This is a genomic window from Faecalibacterium sp. I3-3-33 (genome assembly GCF_023347295.1).
Taxonomy (GTDB): domain Bacteria; phylum Bacillota; class Clostridia; order Oscillospirales; family Ruminococcaceae; genus Faecalibacterium.
On sequence record NZ_CP094469.1, the window covers coordinates 2,056,529 to 2,071,085 of the forward strand.

Below are 14,557 nucleotides of genomic sequence, written 5' to 3' on the forward strand. Positions count from 1 at the left end.
TCACTTTGCAGAAGAACTGTCAAGTACTTCCAACAAAAAATCCCCGCCTGCCCGGACACTGCGGGCAAAGCGGGGTAAAGGTTATGGGTGCGCCGGACGGACAGAGTTTCAGGCGTCTGTCTGCGCTTCTCCCCCAATCAGCACCACGGCAACATCATTGACATTGGTACCGGTAGCGCCTGTGATAATAAGCCCATTCACTGCCTGCAAGGCGTGGTAGGCATCGTTGTTTTGCAGGGTGTCGAACACCTTCCGGTCCGCCGCAGCCAGTGCCGCAGCGGTGTCGCCGTCCGCATAGCCACCGGCGGCATCGGTGGGGCCGTCGGTGCCGTCACTGCCCACCGAGAACACCGCCGCGTTTTGTCCGGCCAGTGCCGGGGCTGCGGCCAGCGCCAGCTCCTGATTGCGCCCGCCCAGCCCTTTGCCGGTCAGGTGCACCACCGTTTCGCCGCCTGCGATAAAGGCCAGCTTTTTCCCCTGCCCCGCATGGGTGCAGGCGATGGTTCCCAGAAAGCTGCCTGCCTCCTTGGCTTCGCAGCAGAGCCGGTCGGTGAGGAGGATGGGCGCATAGCCCAGCTTCCGGCAGGCTTCGGCGGCGGCAGCGCACAGCTCCCGGACGCTGCCGGTGATATGGGTGGTCACGTTGTCAAGGGCTTTCGGTGTTTCCTGCGCCAGCAGCGCCTTCGCCTGCGCCGATAAGCGGAGCTGATATTTTTCCGCAACGGCAAGCGCCTGCGCGCAGGTGGAGCCATCCGGCACCGCCGGGCCACTGGCGATCATATCCAGCGGGTCGCCCAGAATATCGCTGAGCACGATGCTGAACACCCTTGCGGGCGCACAGTGCTGTGCGAACCGCCCGCCCTTGACTGCGGACAGTCGCTTGCGGATGGTGTTCATCTCCACGATATCCGCTCCGCTGGCAAGGAGCTGGTTTGTGATGTCCTGCAATTCCCCGCCGGGGACAAGCGGCTTCTCAAACAGGGTGCTGCCGCCGCCGGAAAGCAGAAACAGCACCGTGTCCTCTGCGGTCAGCCCCTGCACCAGCGCTAAAGCTTTTTCGGTGGCTGCAAAGCCGTTGGCATCCGGCACGGGATGGCCCGCCTCATAACAGCTTATGCCGGGGATTTCGCCCTTCACATGGCCGTACTTGGTCACCACAACGCCGCCGTCCACATACCCCAATGCCTGCACGGCGGCGTGCGCCATCTGCCATGCGGCCTTGCCCGCCGCCACCAGCAGTACCCTGCCGCCTCCGGGCTGAAAGTTTTCCAGCGCGCGGCACACGGCCTTATCTGGCAGCACCGCCTGAATGCTGGAATGGATGATTTCATCCGCATCCCGCCGCAATGTGGTATTCATACTATGACCCTCCTTACAAGATTCGCCTGAACTCTGCGGCAAATTCCATCAGCAGCCGCAAGGTTCGGTTATTTTTTGATAAATGCAAGTCTGTTTTCCGCAGAAAACAAATAATCCGAACCTATCTCCTATCGGAAACAAGTTCGGATTATTTTCGTTTGGTCCGAGTGGCGAGAATCGAACTCACGGCCTCTTGAACCCCATTCAAGCGCGCTACCAAAACTGCGCTACACCCGGATATCTGTTTGCGTTTGTCGCTCACAGCTTGATTAGTATACCCGACTTTGCCCATTTTGTCAAGCGCTTTTTCCAAATTTCTGATGCAGTTTTTACATTTTACTGTCCCGCTTTTTGCCTGCGGAAAGGATGCGCGAAAAAGCGTTATTTTTAGAAATCGCTATATGCTTCTTCCTCGTCATCCTCGCAGATCGGGGTGGTGTCGTCCGGCGGTGCGCCAAACTCCACCGTGGCAAAGGCCAGCGCGAACACGCTGTCTGCCCCGGCATGGAGCAGCGCCTGCGCGCAGGCAGCAACCGTTGTGCCGGTGGTGATGACGTCATCCACCAACAGGATGCGCTTACCCTCCAGCTGCTGCGGCTGCGCCGCCCGGAAAGCACCCGCTACGTTGGCCATGCGCTGCTCCAGCGGCAGCCCGGCCTGATGCCGTTTTGCCCGGGTGCGCTCCAGTGCCTGCGGTGCCAGCGGCACCTCCATGGCTTTTGCCAGTGGCAGCGCCATCAGTTCCGGCACGTTGTAGCCGCGCCTTGTGCCGGAGGCCGGCACCGGCACGATCAGATCGTACCCGATGGCTGCCCACGGCACCGGCTGCGGGAGCAGCTCGCCGTACTGCACGGTCAGCTCCCCGCCAAAGGCCAGCTGCACCAGACGGTTGCCCATCTCCACAGCCCGCCACGGCTTGCCCTGATACTTTGCGTTCAGGATACCGCGCCGCACACAGCCGCTGTAACGGTAGGGCGCAGCCGCACCGGCCAGATTGCTGATATAGTGCTGCGCCGGTTCCAGCCGGATGCCCGGCTTGCGGCGCAGCGTTTCCAGCTGCTCTGCACAGTCCGGGCAATCCCGTACATCCCCCAGCACCCGGCCGCAGAAGGGGCACTCGCGCGGGTAGAGCAGCTGCCGCACCGCCCGCAGCGCCCTGCGCCGGGGGTCATAGTAGTCCATCAGTCCTTTTTGACTGCCACGATCACCCGCACGCGCTTGCCTGCTGCACAGCCAAAGTTATCGTACCAGCCGGTCAGGTAGTAGCCCTCGGAGTTCACCTCAGAGAGCTTGGTGGCGTAATACTGCCCCTTGTACCACAGGTACACCTGCATGTCGTCAGCCGTTTCGTAGCGGGTGCCGTTGCTCATCACCGAGGCTGCGCCCACCTTGTCGATCTTCATGGGCATCAGCTGGATCATGGCCTTTACCGTGCCGTTCACGTTTTGCCGCACTGCCAGACCGCCCGCCAGCACCGGATACTTGATGGAGGTGGAAAAGCTGGCCTGACTGCCGTTGACGTAGCAGATGTAAGTAGCGCCGCCGCCCACAAAGTTGAGGATGGTGCTCATGGGCTGGCCCGTGATTTTGGCCAGCTGCTTGAGGCCGATGCTCAGCAGCGAACCGGAACTGCTGGTGATGCGGTTCCAGACCGTGCTCAGCAGCGAGCCGTCAATGACGCCCCACAGGATCTCGCTAGTGGTGGGCACCAGCACACTGCGCAGATCATCCACCACCGTGGTGGTGTTGGTGGTGCCGCCGGTAGAGCCGGAACCGGAAGAACTGTCCCCCGTAGAGCCGCTGCCGGAACCGGAAGAACTATTTCCCGAAGAGCTATTCCCCGAGCCGGAGGAGCCGCTGCCGGTCAGAGTGCCCAGAATGGAACTGGCGTTGAAGGCCAGATTCTTTACGTCGTCCAGCACGCCGTATTTCCACAGATCACCTGTGACGTCATTCAGGATCAGGCGGTCGATCTGCCCCTGCTCATTCAGCGTATAATAGCGCACAGTCAGGTCGTTCAGCTTTGTCCCCGCTATTCGGCTGGGACGAACCGTCCCAGCCAACCCCTCCGATGTCGTATCCAAGATTTGTACGTCATCGGCCAGAGCATAGTCCCCCAGCGCGGTGGCGGTGTCGTTGATGGTGCCGCTGACCGATTTGGACTCGATGGCGGTCACCTGTTCTCCCTCGGGGGTCACGCTGATCTCCACCAGCCAGCCGGTGGGATAGTTCAGGCTTTTATCGATGTTCACGGTGCGGACGATGCCGTCGGTGCACATCACCGAGATCTTTTGCAGCACGTCTGCACCGTTATCCTCTACAAGACTGCGGTTGGCGGTCTGCACCACGCCGTAGAACACGCTGTCGGCTTCCTCGCCGGTGATCACATCGGCTACCTCGTTGTCCATGCCCAGCAGCAGGGTGACTACCTCGCCCACGCCGCCGCCGTTCAGGGAGGAGATTTTGGATGCCACCGCAGAGCTGCCCAGACTGTAGTTGCTGCCTGCCACGGTCAACGCGGTGGGTGCGCTGGCGCTGGGCGATACTGCCGTAATGCGGCCTGCGGCGCGGCGGGTGTAAATCCACACCGTCTGCAGGCTTTCGCTGTAATAGTACACATCGTACTTGTTCAGCTCTGCCGAAGCGGAGGTCTTATCGTTGCGGTAGACGCTCACCGGCGTAAAGGGCAGCTGGGTGCCCTCCTCTGCCACAAAGGGGCCCTTGCGGCTCTTGAGCAGCACCGAGGAGGTATCCACCTGACCGTTGGACACCGTAAAGCCCAACGAACTGCCGTATGCGCTGCCGCTGGCGGTGTTTGCGCGCAGGGCGTTGTACAGCAGCAGGGTGCACTGCTCGTAGGTCATAGCCTGTCCCTGCGTGCAGGTCAGCTGGTCCCGCAGACCGATCTGCTGGGCCTTGTTCAGCTGTGCCTGCGGGAAGGAGCCGGTCAGGTCGGTGGTCTTATAGCTCAGCATCTTCAGCACCGCAGCACAGGCTTCCTCCAGCGTAACGGTGTTGTCCGGGCGGAAGGAGCCATCGGTGTAGCCGTTCATCCAGCCCTGCTGCACCGCAATGCGGATATAGGGTGCCCACTGGGAGCTGCCGGGCACATCCCGGTACAGGGTGCCCACCGTGCCCTGCGCGCCTACGCTCTCCCGGTAGGTGGAAAAGGACACCAGCATTTTGGCAAAAGCGCCGCGGGTAATGTTGGCGCCAAGCTCCTGACCGGTGGGCACAGCGCCCAGAGTAATAGCCGTCTGCAGGGCCGTGTTGTTGATGCTGGCCGCCGAGACCGGCAGCACCAGCACCGACACCGCAATGCTGACCGCCAGCAGAAATGCGAGAATCCGTTTTTTCATTGGTCGTACCTCTTGTTCTTTGTTTATCACGCCGCCGCGATCAATCGTAGCGCAATGCTTCAATGGGGTTCAGCCGGGCTGCGCGCCGTGCCGGCAGGTAGCCGAACAGCACGCCGATGCCCACCGAGATGCCAAAGGCCACCACGATGGAGTTGAAGGAGGGGCTTACCGTGACGGTGGTATCGGTCATGAACATGGGCAGCACCTTGTTGGCTGCCATGGACACCGCATAGCCCAGCGCAATGCCCAAAACGCCGCCCAGCGCGGAGGTGGTGGCTGCTTCCACCACGAACTGTGCCAGAATGGTGCGCTCCTTTGCGCCCAGCGCCTTGCGGATGCCGATCTCGCGGGTGCGCTCGGTCACCGACACCAGCATGATGTTCATAATGCCGATGCCGCCCACCAGCAGCGAAATGCTGGCAATACCGGTAAGTATCACGATGACCATGTTGATCATCTTGTTCATTTCCTCCAGCCACTCGCTGGCGCTGTACACATAGTAGCCGTTTTCGGTCTTGAGGATCGACATCAGTTCCTCTTCCATCGTGGTCTTGGCCTCGTTGGCAAAGTTTTCGTCGGTCATCACCGCCGTATAGTTGTTGACCGAGCTCTGGCTGGAGAGCCGCATCACGGTGGTATAGGGCAGGTAAACGCAGTCATCGTCGCTGCCCTGCTGCATGGTAGGGTCGCTGACCTTGGCTGCCAGCACGCCCACGATGCGGAACTTGTTAGCACCGATCTTGAGCGTCTGTCCCACACCGTTGCCGCCAAAGGCCACCCGGTTCAGGTAATCGCCAATGATGCAGACCTGCTTGTTGTCCTGCATATCCATGTATTGCAGGCCGCGTCCCTGCGCGAGCTGGTAGTTTTTCATCTCGGTGTAGCTTTCGTCCACGCCGCTTATATGGGACCAGCGGTAGCTGGTGGTGCCGATCTTCAGCGTGCCGCTGGCCTTGCCGCTGAACTCGATCTGGGGCGACACCGCCTTGATCAGGTCGGAATGCCGCTGGCAGATGTCATACATCTCCTCCACCGACACTGAGCGGGAGCCGTAGCCCCACACCTGAATGCTCAGGGTGTTAGTGCCCAGTGCGGAAAAGCTGTCCCGCATACTTTTGGTCATGCCGTTGCCCAGACCTACGATGACGATGACCGCCATCACGCCGATGATGATGCCCAGCATGGTCAGAAAGGTGCGCAGCTTGTTGCTCCACACGTTCTGGATGGCCTGCCGGAAGGTTTCAAAGATCATGCCTGTTCCTCCTTTTCCGGCGTTTCGGGCAGCAAAGTAGGCTGCACCATAGCCTCCGGTGCGTGGGAGTCGCCGTCATACACCACCTGACCGTCCTCCAGCCGGATGATGCGGTCGGCCTGCACGGCAATAGAGTTGTCGTGGGTAATCAGCACCACGGTGTGTCCCTGCTTGTGCAGCTGCTGCAAAAGCCCCAGCACCTCGCGGCCGGTATGGGAGTCCAGCGCGCCGGTGGGCTCGTCCGCCAGAATGACCGGCGGGTTGCGCACCAGTGCCCGCGCGATGGACACACGCTGCTGCTGGCCGCCGGAAAGCTGGTTGGGGCGGTTTTTCAGCTTATCACCAAGCCCCACCTGCTCCAGCACCTCCCGGGCGCGGATGTGGCGGTCGGCGCGGGAGATGCCCGCATACACCAGCGGCACCTCCACGTTTTCCATCAGGTTCAGCTTGGGCAGCAGATTGTATTGCTGGAAGATAAAGCCCAGCATCTCGTTACGGATGGCGGCCAGCTCGTTGCGGTTCATCTTGCCCACATCCCGGCCGTTGAGCCGGTAGGTGCCATGGGTGGGCACATCCAGACAGCCGATGATGTTCATGCAGGTGGATTTGCCCGAGCCGGACTGGCCCACGATGGCCACGAACTCGCCTTTTTCGATTTTCATAGTGATGTGGTCGGCAGCCTTTACCGTGGTATCGCCCATCTGGTAATATTTGCACACCGCATCAAACTCGATCAGAGCGCTCATTCATCCCTCCTGCGTCAATCCACCACGACTGCGCCGGCCTCGGCGGGGTCGATGCCGTCTGTCGGCTCGTTGCCGTCTGCTGCGGGTTCTTCACTGTTTTCGGTTTCCTCGGGCAGCACTTCCTCGCCGCCCTCAGTGAGGTCTGCGGCGTTTTCGGTACCGCCGATTACTTCGCCGTCAGAGTAGTCATAGCCGCCGTAGTCGTAGTAGCTGTCGCTGCTCACAGAGCTGGGGTCGTAAGCGATGGTATCGCTCTCGGACAGGCCGCTGGTCACCTGCGTATAGTTGTCATCGCTGACACCGGTCTTGACCTTGACATACACATAGCCCTCCGGTGCGCTCATGGAGTCATCGGCGTTCACGGCACTGGGCGAGTCCTGCCGCACCAGCACATAATTGCCCCGCACGATGGCGGCGTTAGGCACCGTGAGCGCATTTTTCGCCTGCGCCACCACGATCTCGGCGTTGGCATTCATGCCCGGGCGCAGACCGGTAGTCTCGTCGATGCGCACAGTCACCGGGTAGGTGGTGGTGCCGCCGCTGGTATCGCCCTTCATGGACACACGGGTGACCACGCCCTCGTAGGTCTTATCCTTCACGGCGTCTGCGGTCACCTGTACGGACTGCCCCACCTTCAGGCTGCTGACCTGCAACTCATCCACATTGATGGTCATTTCCAGATAGCTCAGGTCGTAAATGGTGCACAGATCGGTGCTGGTGCTCAGGGCATCGCCCACCTTGGCGTTCTTTTCGATGATGGTGCCGCTGATGGGCGAGGTGATGGTGTAGTTATCCATGGTGTCCTGCAGATTCTGCATGGACAGTTCCGCGCCGCGCAGGGTCTCGGAGGCAGACTGGATGGACTCGGTCAGTTCCTCACCGCTGAGGGTCAGGATGATATCGTCCTTGTTCACGTTGCCGCCCTCCCGCACATTGATAGCGGTCACGGTGCCGGAAGCCAGCGCAGTCAAGGTGCGCTCGGCCTGATACTGGAAGTTTGCCGCTGCAATGGAGCTTACCCCGTTGACGGTAGCCGTTGCAGCCTGTGCCGTGGTCAGACCGCCTGCGTTGGACACCGAGATGGTCACGGTGCGGGTAAGCAGATTGCCGGTGCTCAGGGCATCGGTGCCGGTCACGGAGGTAATAGTGCCGGGCAGCACCTCAAAGGTACCGTCCAGCGTCACCTGGGCGGCCTGCCCTACCGAGAAGTTGGCAGCATCCGCAGCCGGGAACTCCAGCACCAGATTCATCTTGGAGCTGTCCCGCACCACGGCCACTTCCTGACCGCTCTTTACCTCATCGCCCTTGTTCACCTTCAGGCTGCTGACGACGCCCGCCACCTCGGCACGCACATACTGACGGTCGGCGGTCTTATCGTAGCTGCGCTGCGCCTGCTGTAAGGTGATGGCTGCCTGCTCCACCTTGGTGGTGGCATCGGAGGAATCCACCGTGTACAGCACAGTGCCCTCTTCCACGATATCGCCCTCTTCAAAGCTGCCGGTCAGCACCTTGCCGGACACCAGCGATTTAACGCTGTAAGTATTGGCGGGCTTCAGCGTGCCGGTGCCACTGAGCGTGTTGGAGACATCCCGGGTCTCGGGCACCGCCTCCGTATAGGAAGTATCCACATTGGCGGGCTTTGCGCTCTTGGGCTTCAGCAGCCACCAACCGCCGGCCAGCACCACGATAGCCACCGGCACCAGCCACTTCCAGTTCTTTTGGGCAAAGGCTGCCGCGCCGCCTTTTTTCGGTGCAGCTGCTGCGTCCTGCTGGTCGGCGGGCTGTTTAGACTTGTTCCAGATCATTCTTGCCGTTCCTCCTAGGTTCTTTTATGACAAAGCGTTTTTTATAAAAAACGTCCATCAGAAACTCATATTTGTAGTGTAGCGCATTTTGCCCCGATAAACAAGCGTCCAATTTTCGTTTCACGGCATTTCCACAAAGTTTCAGACTTTTTTAACAAAGAACGGCTTTCTTTGTGCGCCGCTGAGCAGCTGCGTTTTCTTTTATAATACGATCCGAACCGCCTCTTCCCTGCTCTCCTACCTGTGAAAAAGTGATCCTGAAAAGCCCGCAGGCTTTTCAGAATCCCAGATAAAAAATCAGCCGGACCCGAAGGCCCGGCTGATCTGTTCTGTTTTACCCTGCGTCTGCGGTGGGCTCTACCACCACATACACCCCTGCGGGCACACAGGCGGCCCATGCGCCGTCCTTGTCCAGCCAGCCGAATTGCTCACAGACATGGTCCGGGCACTGACTGTCCAAAAACGCGATGGCACCATCCTTTACCTGCAAGTGCACGATGTAGTCCCCTACCTCGTACAGGTAATCGTGATCCTGCGCAAGGGGCAAAGTCTCGGTAACGCCGTCACCGAAATCCACAACGGCCTGTAAGCCGCTGCCCTTGGCGGGGTGCTGCGCCCGCACCGCAAGAAAAATGCCTGCGGCAAGTGCCAGCACCACCAGTGCAAAGATCACATTTTTCTTCCACGCGCTGCCCTTGGGGGCGGCGGTGTCAGAGTTTTTTTGCTTTATGCTCATGCAGCGTACTTGCTGGCAGCTGCACCGGCAATGCGGCCAAAGACGGTAAAGTCGGCCACAGCGTTGCCGCCCAGACGGTTTGCGCCGTGCACGCCGCCGGTCACCTCACCTGCTGCGAACAGGCCGGGGATCACAGAGCCGTCAGCCTTCAGCACCTCGGTGTTGGTGTTGATCTTCAGGCCGCCCATGGTGTGGTGCACACCTGCGGTGACCTTGATGGCGTAGTAGGGAGCGGTATCCAGAGCCTTTGCAAAGCTGGTGCGGCCAAAGTCGGGGTCGTTCTTGGCGGCAACGTAGCCGTTCCAGGTCTTCATGGTCTCGGCAAAAGCAGCCTCGTCCACGCCCATGGCCTTTGCCAGCTCCTCGTAGGTCTGGCCGGTCACAGTGTAGCCCTTCTTGATATAGCCCTGAATGACGCTGGAGGCATCGACCATAGCCTGATCCACCACCAGCCAGCTGTAGCTGCCGGTCTGAGCGATCTCGGCAGCGGAAACCACGTCACGGGTACCCACTTCGTCGATAAAGCGCTTGCCCTCGGCGTTGATCAGCACAGCGCCGTCGCCGCGCAGACCCTCGGTGATCAGGGCAGCGGTGTTAGCCTCCACGGTGGGGTGGATCTGGATCTGATCCATGTCCACAGTGTCAGCGCCCACAGCGGTAGCCATCTCAATGCCCTGACCCTGTGCGCCTGCGGCATTGGTGGTCATAAAGCCCTTCAGCTCAGGCTTGTACTCGGTGACCATGTCCAGATTTGCGCCGAAGCCGCCGGTGGTCAGCACCACAGCCTTGGCATTCACAGTGACGGTCTCGCCGGTAGAACCGGTAGCCTTCACGCCCACAACGGCGCCGTTAGCATCAGTCAGCAGCTCGGTAGCGGTGGTGTTCAGCAGGGTCTGCACGCCGGCCTTGTCGCAGTTCTCCTGCAGCAGGGGGATCATGTAGGAACCCACAGAAACGGTCTTGCCCTCAGCATTCACGGGGCGGTGGATACGCTTGACGGATGCGCCGCCGAAGCTGGAAACGCTGTGCAGGGTGATGCCGTGCTCGTCCAGCCAGTCGATGGCGTCAGCGCTGTTGGAGCACAGGGTCTCCACCAGAGCGGGGTCGTTGATGCCCTTGCCGCCGATCATGGTGTCCAGCTCCATCAGCTCCACAGAGTCGAAGTAGCCCTTGGGGTCTGCCTGATAAGCTGCCCACTGCTCAGAAACGGTCTTTGCCAGAGCGGTGATGGTAGCGTTGTCGGCGTACTTTTCAGCAGCGGTCTTGAGGGTCTTTTCCACGCCTGCAGACTCGCCGAACTCGTTCTCGTCCTGATACACGGTCTTGCCGGCGTTCATGCCGCCGGTAGCGCGCACGGAGTTGCCGCCCACCATGGGCTGGCTCTCCAGAATGACCACGCTCTTGCCCTCGGCAGCAGCAGTGATGGCAGCAGTCATACCTGCACCACCTGCACCCACGATGGCAATGTCTGCGTCAATGGTAGAGTCCTCGGCCTTGGTCGTGTCGGCCTTGACCTCGGTCTTGTAGTCATCAGCGTTCAGGCCGGCTGCGACCAGAGCGGCAGCAGCAGCTTCCTTGATGGCGTCAGAGGTGATGGTTGCGGTGGCCACGCCGTCCACGGCAATGCTGCCGCTCTCGGCAATCGCGCCGGGCAGCTGCTCCAGAGCCATGGTGCCGATGCCGGGGGTCTCGTCCTTGCCCTCAGCGGTACAGCCGGTGATCTTGCCGTCGGTCAGGGTCAGGGTAACGGTAACATCGCCGCCCATGCCCTTGGCGGTGCCGGTAAACTCGCCGGACACGCCTGCGGTGGAGGAGGCAGGCTTGCTGCCGCAGCCGTAGCCCAGCAGGCTGACGCTTACAACAGCCGCCATGGCCAGTGCAGCCACGCTCTTGCGGATCTGATTCTTTTTCATTGTTTCTTCCTTCTTACTTTGGGTTGCTTGTGTTCGGATATCTATCAGCAAAAAAGGGGGAGCTGCTCATTCGGAAAGCAGCTCCCCCTCGCTGAAACTTAGGAAAGACTTAGGCGTTGGCCTGAGCTGCAGCAACAGCGCAGGCAACGGTAGCGCCGACCATGGGGTTGTTGCCCATGCCGATCAGACCCATCATCTCAACGTGTGCGGGCACAGAAGAAGAGCCAGCGAACTGAGCGTCGCCGTGCACGCGGCCCAGAGAGTCGGTCAGGCCGTAGCTTGCGGGGCCTGCAGCCACGTTATCGGGGTGCAGGGTACGGCCGGTGCCGCCGCCGGAAGCAACGGAGAAGTACTTCTTGCCGTTCTCGATAGCCCACTTCTTGTAGGTACCGGCAACCAGATGCTGGAAGCGGACGGGGTTGGTGGAGTTGCCGGTGATGGAGCACTGCACGTCCTCCTTCTTCATGATGGCAACGCCTTCCATAACGTCGTTAGCGCCGTAGCACTTAACGGCTGCGCGCTCACCCTCGGAGAAGGGGATCTCCTTGACCACAGTCAGGGTCTGGGTGGGGATATCGTACTCGGTCTGCACATAGGTGAAGCCGTTGATACGGGAAATGATGTAAGCTGCGTCCTTGCCCAGACCGTTCAGGATGACGCGCAGAGGAGTCTTACGGACCTTGTTTGCGGTGCGGGCGATGCCGATAGCACCCTCAGCAGCAGCAAAGGACTCGTGGCCTGCCAGGAAAGCGAAGCAGGTGGTGTCCTCGCTCAGCAGACGAGCGCCCAGGTTGCCGTGGCCCAGACCGACCTGACGCTGCTCAGCAACAGAGCCGGGGATGGTGAAAGCTTCCAGACCCTCACCGATTGCAGCTGCGCACTCGGCAGCGTCGGTCAGGCCGCGCTTCACAGCGATAGCGGTGCCCAGAGTGTAAGCCCAGACAGCGTTATCAAAGCAGATGGGCTGCACGCCGCGGACGATCTTGTCGCAGTCGATGCCCTTAGCGAGGAGCATCTCGTTGCAAGCGTCCAGAGACTCCAGACCGTTAGCCTTCAGGCATGCCTCGATTTTAGGCATACGGCGATCCATAGATTCAAAAGTTGCCATTGAGTTGTTCCTCCTCTCTTATTCCTCACGCGGGTCGATGTACTTCACAGCGCCCTGCTCCTTGCTGAAGCGGCCGTAAGTACCCACGTTCTTCTCGTAAGCCTCGTTGGGGGTCTTGCCGTGACGGATATCCTCCATCATCTTGCCCAGCTTAACGAACTGATAGCCGATGACCTCATCGTTAGCGTCCACTGCCAGCTTGTTGATGTAGCCCTCGGTCAGCTCCAGGTAGCGCACGCCCTTCTCCTTGGTGGAGAAGATGGTGCCGGTCATGGAGCGCAGACCCTTGCCCAGATCGTCCAGACCTGCGCCGATGGGCAGACCGTCCTCAGAGAAAGCGGTCTGGCTGCGGCCGTAGACGATCTGCAGGAACAGCTCGCGCATAGCCACGTTGATGGCGTCGCACACCAGGTCGGTGTTCAGAGCTTCCAGAATGGTCTTGCCGGGCAGGATCTCGCCTGCCATAGCAGCAGAGTGGGTCATGCCGGAGCAGCCGATGGTCTCCACCAGAGCCTCTTCGATGACGCCGTTCTTGATGTTCAGGGACAGCTTGCAGGTGCCCTGCTGGGGTGCACACCAGCCCACACCATGGGTGTAGCCGCTGATGTCCTTGATCTCATAGGCCTTGACCCATGCGCCCTCTTCGGGGATGGGAGCCGGACCATGCTTAGGACCTTTGGTGATCGGGCACATATTCTGTACTTGCTGCGAATAGGTCATAATCATACTCTCCTTTTGACAAATGTCGCTTTGGCAGCACAAAACCGCCGCCGCGCCCTGCCGGCACAGCCGCTGCTCCATACTGCTTGCATCCGAACCGGGTGCGCTGCTCTCTTTCAGCGCCTGCACCGGTACTACCACGCATGATTTTATTATAGAGAAAACGGACGAATTTTGCAAGTCATTTCCTGCAAAAAGTACAGCCGGGTTTTACGGTCATTCGGCACTAACTGTCATTTCCACCGCTTTATACAAAACAGTCGTCAAGTTTTTGTCAATTCTGCCGTAAGCACCGGCAAACTTTTTTCAGCCTTTTCTTTTTGCGCGTTTCAGCGCGGGTCTTTCTGCACCGGATGCAGCGCCCAGATGGCCGCAAAACCCGCCGCCGCACCGGCCATGGCAAGCAGGTGCCGCCCGTTTTCCAGCGCCAGCAAGTTGGCCGCAAAGGGGAACACAAGGCTGCCCACACTCTGCCCCAAAGCCAGAAAGCCGTAGTTCACCCCTGCATGGGGCAGGCCGAACAGATCGGTGGAAAGGGCAGGCAGCACCGCCGCCAGCGCCGAGTAGCAGAAGGTAAGCCCGGCGTAGCACACCACCACCCACCAGCCCCGCGCCGCCCAGAACGCCGCCGACAGCGCAAGCGAAGCCGCAAACAACCCAAGGTCGGTGGCGCGGCGGCCGATATGGTCGCTGAGCATGGGCATCAGCATCCGGCCTGCAGCGCTGCCCACGCTGCCCAGTACGATGCTCCACAGCGCAGCAGTCTCGTCCAGCCCGCGCTCCATGCCCAGCTTTAAGATGATGGGGCTGAACAGCAGCACCGCCGGGGTGGAAAAGCACACTGCGCCTGCGCACAGCCAATACTGCTTTGTGCGCAGCATCTGCCCCGGGGAGAGGTCGAGGGTGTTTTTGCCGCTTGGCTGCTGCTTTTTCTGCGGCGGGTCGCTGAGCACCGCGCTGCCCGCAAGACACACCGGCAAAGTGAGCGCACCCAGTGCCCAGAACGCGCCCCGGATCCCCTGCACCGGGCCAAAGCCCCGCAGCGCCGCCCGGACGAATACCGTAAGGAACGCACCGGAAAGTCCTACTGCCCCGCCGATGACCCCGGTCGCCAGTCCCTTGCGCCCCGCATACCACTTTTGGGCGCAGGACTGGATAGAGGGGTACAAAAAGGCCGTGCCCAGCCCCGCCGGGATGCTGAAGGCCAGAAAGAACCCCCACCCTGCCCTGTCCGGCAGAAAGGCCGCTGCAAAAAAGCCGCCGCAGAGCAGGGCTGTGCCCCACAACGCCGCGCAGCGCGGGCCCTTTTGATCCTGTAAAAAGCCGCCCAGCACACACCCCACCCCAAAGGCGGCAATGAGCAGGGCAAAGGCATAGCCCGCCCCCTGCTCCGAAAGACCGTATTCCTCCATGACCGGCTGCTGAAATACGCCCCACGCCGCCGGTAAGCCGGTAAGCACCTGAATGGCTGCCCCCGCAGCCAGAATCGTCCATGGGTGTTTTGCTGCAAACTGCTGCTTCATACTTTCACCTCAAAGATTTGTGCAATTTGCGATAGT

Annotated in this window: 11 protein-coding genes and 1 tRNA gene; all 12 read right to left on the reverse strand. The window is 60.5% G+C overall.

The window, feature by feature from the left end; genetic code table 11:
• Nucleotides 1-108: 108 nt before the first annotated feature.
• Nucleotides 109-1,359: a glycerate kinase type-2 family protein gene (locus tag MTP39_RS09690; protein ID WP_249240376.1), complete on the reverse strand. Its 1,251-nt coding sequence runs from the start codon at nucleotides 1,357-1,359 to the stop codon at nucleotides 109-111.
• A gap of 159 nt (nucleotides 1,360-1,518) precedes the next feature.
• A tRNA-Pro gene (locus tag MTP39_RS09695) sits at nucleotides 1,519-1,596 on the reverse strand.
• Nucleotides 1,597-1,746: 150 nt separating this feature from the next.
• A complete protein-coding gene (locus tag MTP39_RS09700; RefSeq protein WP_249240377.1) occupies nucleotides 1,747-2,541 on the reverse strand; it encodes a ComF family protein in 795 nt (264 codons plus the stop codon).
• On the reverse strand, nucleotides 2,541-4,718 hold the full coding sequence (locus tag MTP39_RS09705) for an S-layer homology domain-containing protein (RefSeq protein ID WP_249240378.1): 2,178 nt from the start codon (nucleotides 4,716-4,718) through the stop codon (nucleotides 2,541-2,543). Before MTP39_RS09705 ends, MTP39_RS09700 begins: the two co-directional genes overlap by 1 nt.
• Nucleotides 4,719-4,758: 40 nt before the next feature.
• Nucleotides 4,759-5,970: an ABC transporter permease gene (locus MTP39_RS09710; RefSeq protein WP_249240379.1), complete on the reverse strand. Its 1,212-nt coding sequence runs from the start codon at nucleotides 5,968-5,970 to the stop codon at nucleotides 4,759-4,761.
• Nucleotides 5,967-6,716, reverse strand: coding sequence for an ABC transporter ATP-binding protein (locus tag MTP39_RS09715; RefSeq protein WP_055185809.1), 750 nt, complete (start codon nucleotides 6,714-6,716; stop codon nucleotides 5,967-5,969). The genes MTP39_RS09710 and MTP39_RS09715 overlap by 4 nt, the downstream gene beginning before the upstream one ends.
• A 14-nt stretch (nucleotides 6,717-6,730) precedes the next feature.
• Nucleotides 6,731-8,521, reverse strand: a complete 1,791-nt coding sequence (locus MTP39_RS09720; RefSeq protein ID WP_249240380.1) for an HlyD family efflux transporter periplasmic adaptor subunit — start codon at nucleotides 8,519-8,521, stop codon at nucleotides 6,731-6,733.
• Between the two features lie 334 nt (nucleotides 8,522-8,855).
• On the reverse strand, nucleotides 8,856-9,257 hold the full coding sequence (locus tag MTP39_RS09725) for a NusG domain II-containing protein (protein ID WP_249240381.1): 402 nt from the start codon (nucleotides 9,255-9,257) through the stop codon (nucleotides 8,856-8,858).
• Nucleotides 9,254-11,170 (reverse strand): flavocytochrome c, encoded by a 1,917-nt coding sequence (locus tag MTP39_RS09730; RefSeq protein WP_249240382.1) that lies wholly within the window; start codon nucleotides 11,168-11,170, stop codon nucleotides 9,254-9,256. Before MTP39_RS09730 ends, MTP39_RS09725 begins: the two co-directional genes overlap by 4 nt.
• A gap of 109 nt (nucleotides 11,171-11,279) precedes the next feature.
• Nucleotides 11,280-12,278 (reverse strand): GGGtGRT protein, encoded by a 999-nt coding sequence (locus MTP39_RS09735; RefSeq protein ID WP_005935035.1) that lies wholly within the window; start codon nucleotides 12,276-12,278, stop codon nucleotides 11,280-11,282.
• An 18-nt stretch (nucleotides 12,279-12,296) separates the two neighbouring features.
• Nucleotides 12,297-12,998 (reverse strand): iron-sulfur cluster assembly scaffold protein, encoded by a 702-nt coding sequence (locus MTP39_RS09740; protein ID WP_015537775.1) that lies wholly within the window; start codon nucleotides 12,996-12,998, stop codon nucleotides 12,297-12,299.
• Nucleotides 12,999-13,327: 329 nt separating this feature from the next.
• Nucleotides 13,328-14,521: an MFS transporter gene (locus MTP39_RS09745; protein ID WP_249240383.1), complete on the reverse strand. Its 1,194-nt coding sequence runs from the start codon at nucleotides 14,519-14,521 to the stop codon at nucleotides 13,328-13,330.
• Between the last annotated feature and the right edge of the window lie 36 nt (nucleotides 14,522-14,557).

Bases quoted from the DNA above. Each gene is read 5' to 3' on its own strand.
- MTP39_RS09740 (WP_015537775.1), bottom strand. From the start codon at position 12,998: ATGACCTATTCGCAGCAAGTACAGAATATGTGCCCGATCACCAAAGGT.
- MTP39_RS09745 (WP_249240383.1), bottom strand. From the start codon at position 14,521: ATGAAGCAGCAGTTTGCAGCAAAACACCCATGGACGATTCTGGCTGCG.
- MTP39_RS09700 (WP_249240377.1), bottom strand. From the start codon at position 2,541: ATGGACTACTATGACCCCCGGCGCAGGGCGCTGCGGGCGGTGCGGCAG.
- MTP39_RS09710 (WP_249240379.1), bottom strand. From the start codon at position 5,970: ATGATCTTTGAAACCTTCCGGCAGGCCATCCAGAACGTGTGGAGCAAC.
- MTP39_RS09725 (WP_249240381.1), bottom strand. From the start codon at position 9,257: ATGAGCATAAAGCAAAAAAACTCTGACACCGCCGCCCCCAAGGGCAGC.
- MTP39_RS09735 (WP_005935035.1), bottom strand. From the start codon at position 12,278: ATGGCAACTTTTGAATCTATGGATCGCCGTATGCCTAAAATCGAGGCA.
- MTP39_RS09705 (WP_249240378.1), bottom strand. From the start codon at position 4,718: ATGAAAAAACGGATTCTCGCATTTCTGCTGGCGGTCAGCATTGCGGTG.
- MTP39_RS09690 (WP_249240376.1), bottom strand. From the start codon at position 1,359: ATGAATACCACATTGCGGCGGGATGCGGATGAAATCATCCATTCCAGC.
- MTP39_RS09715 (WP_055185809.1), bottom strand. From the start codon at position 6,716: ATGAGCGCTCTGATCGAGTTTGATGCGGTGTGCAAATATTACCAGATG.
- MTP39_RS09730 (WP_249240382.1), bottom strand. From the start codon at position 11,170: ATGAAAAAGAATCAGATCCGCAAGAGCGTGGCTGCACTGGCCATGGCG.
- MTP39_RS09720 (WP_249240380.1), bottom strand. From the start codon at position 8,521: ATGATCTGGAACAAGTCTAAACAGCCCGCCGACCAGCAGGACGCAGCA.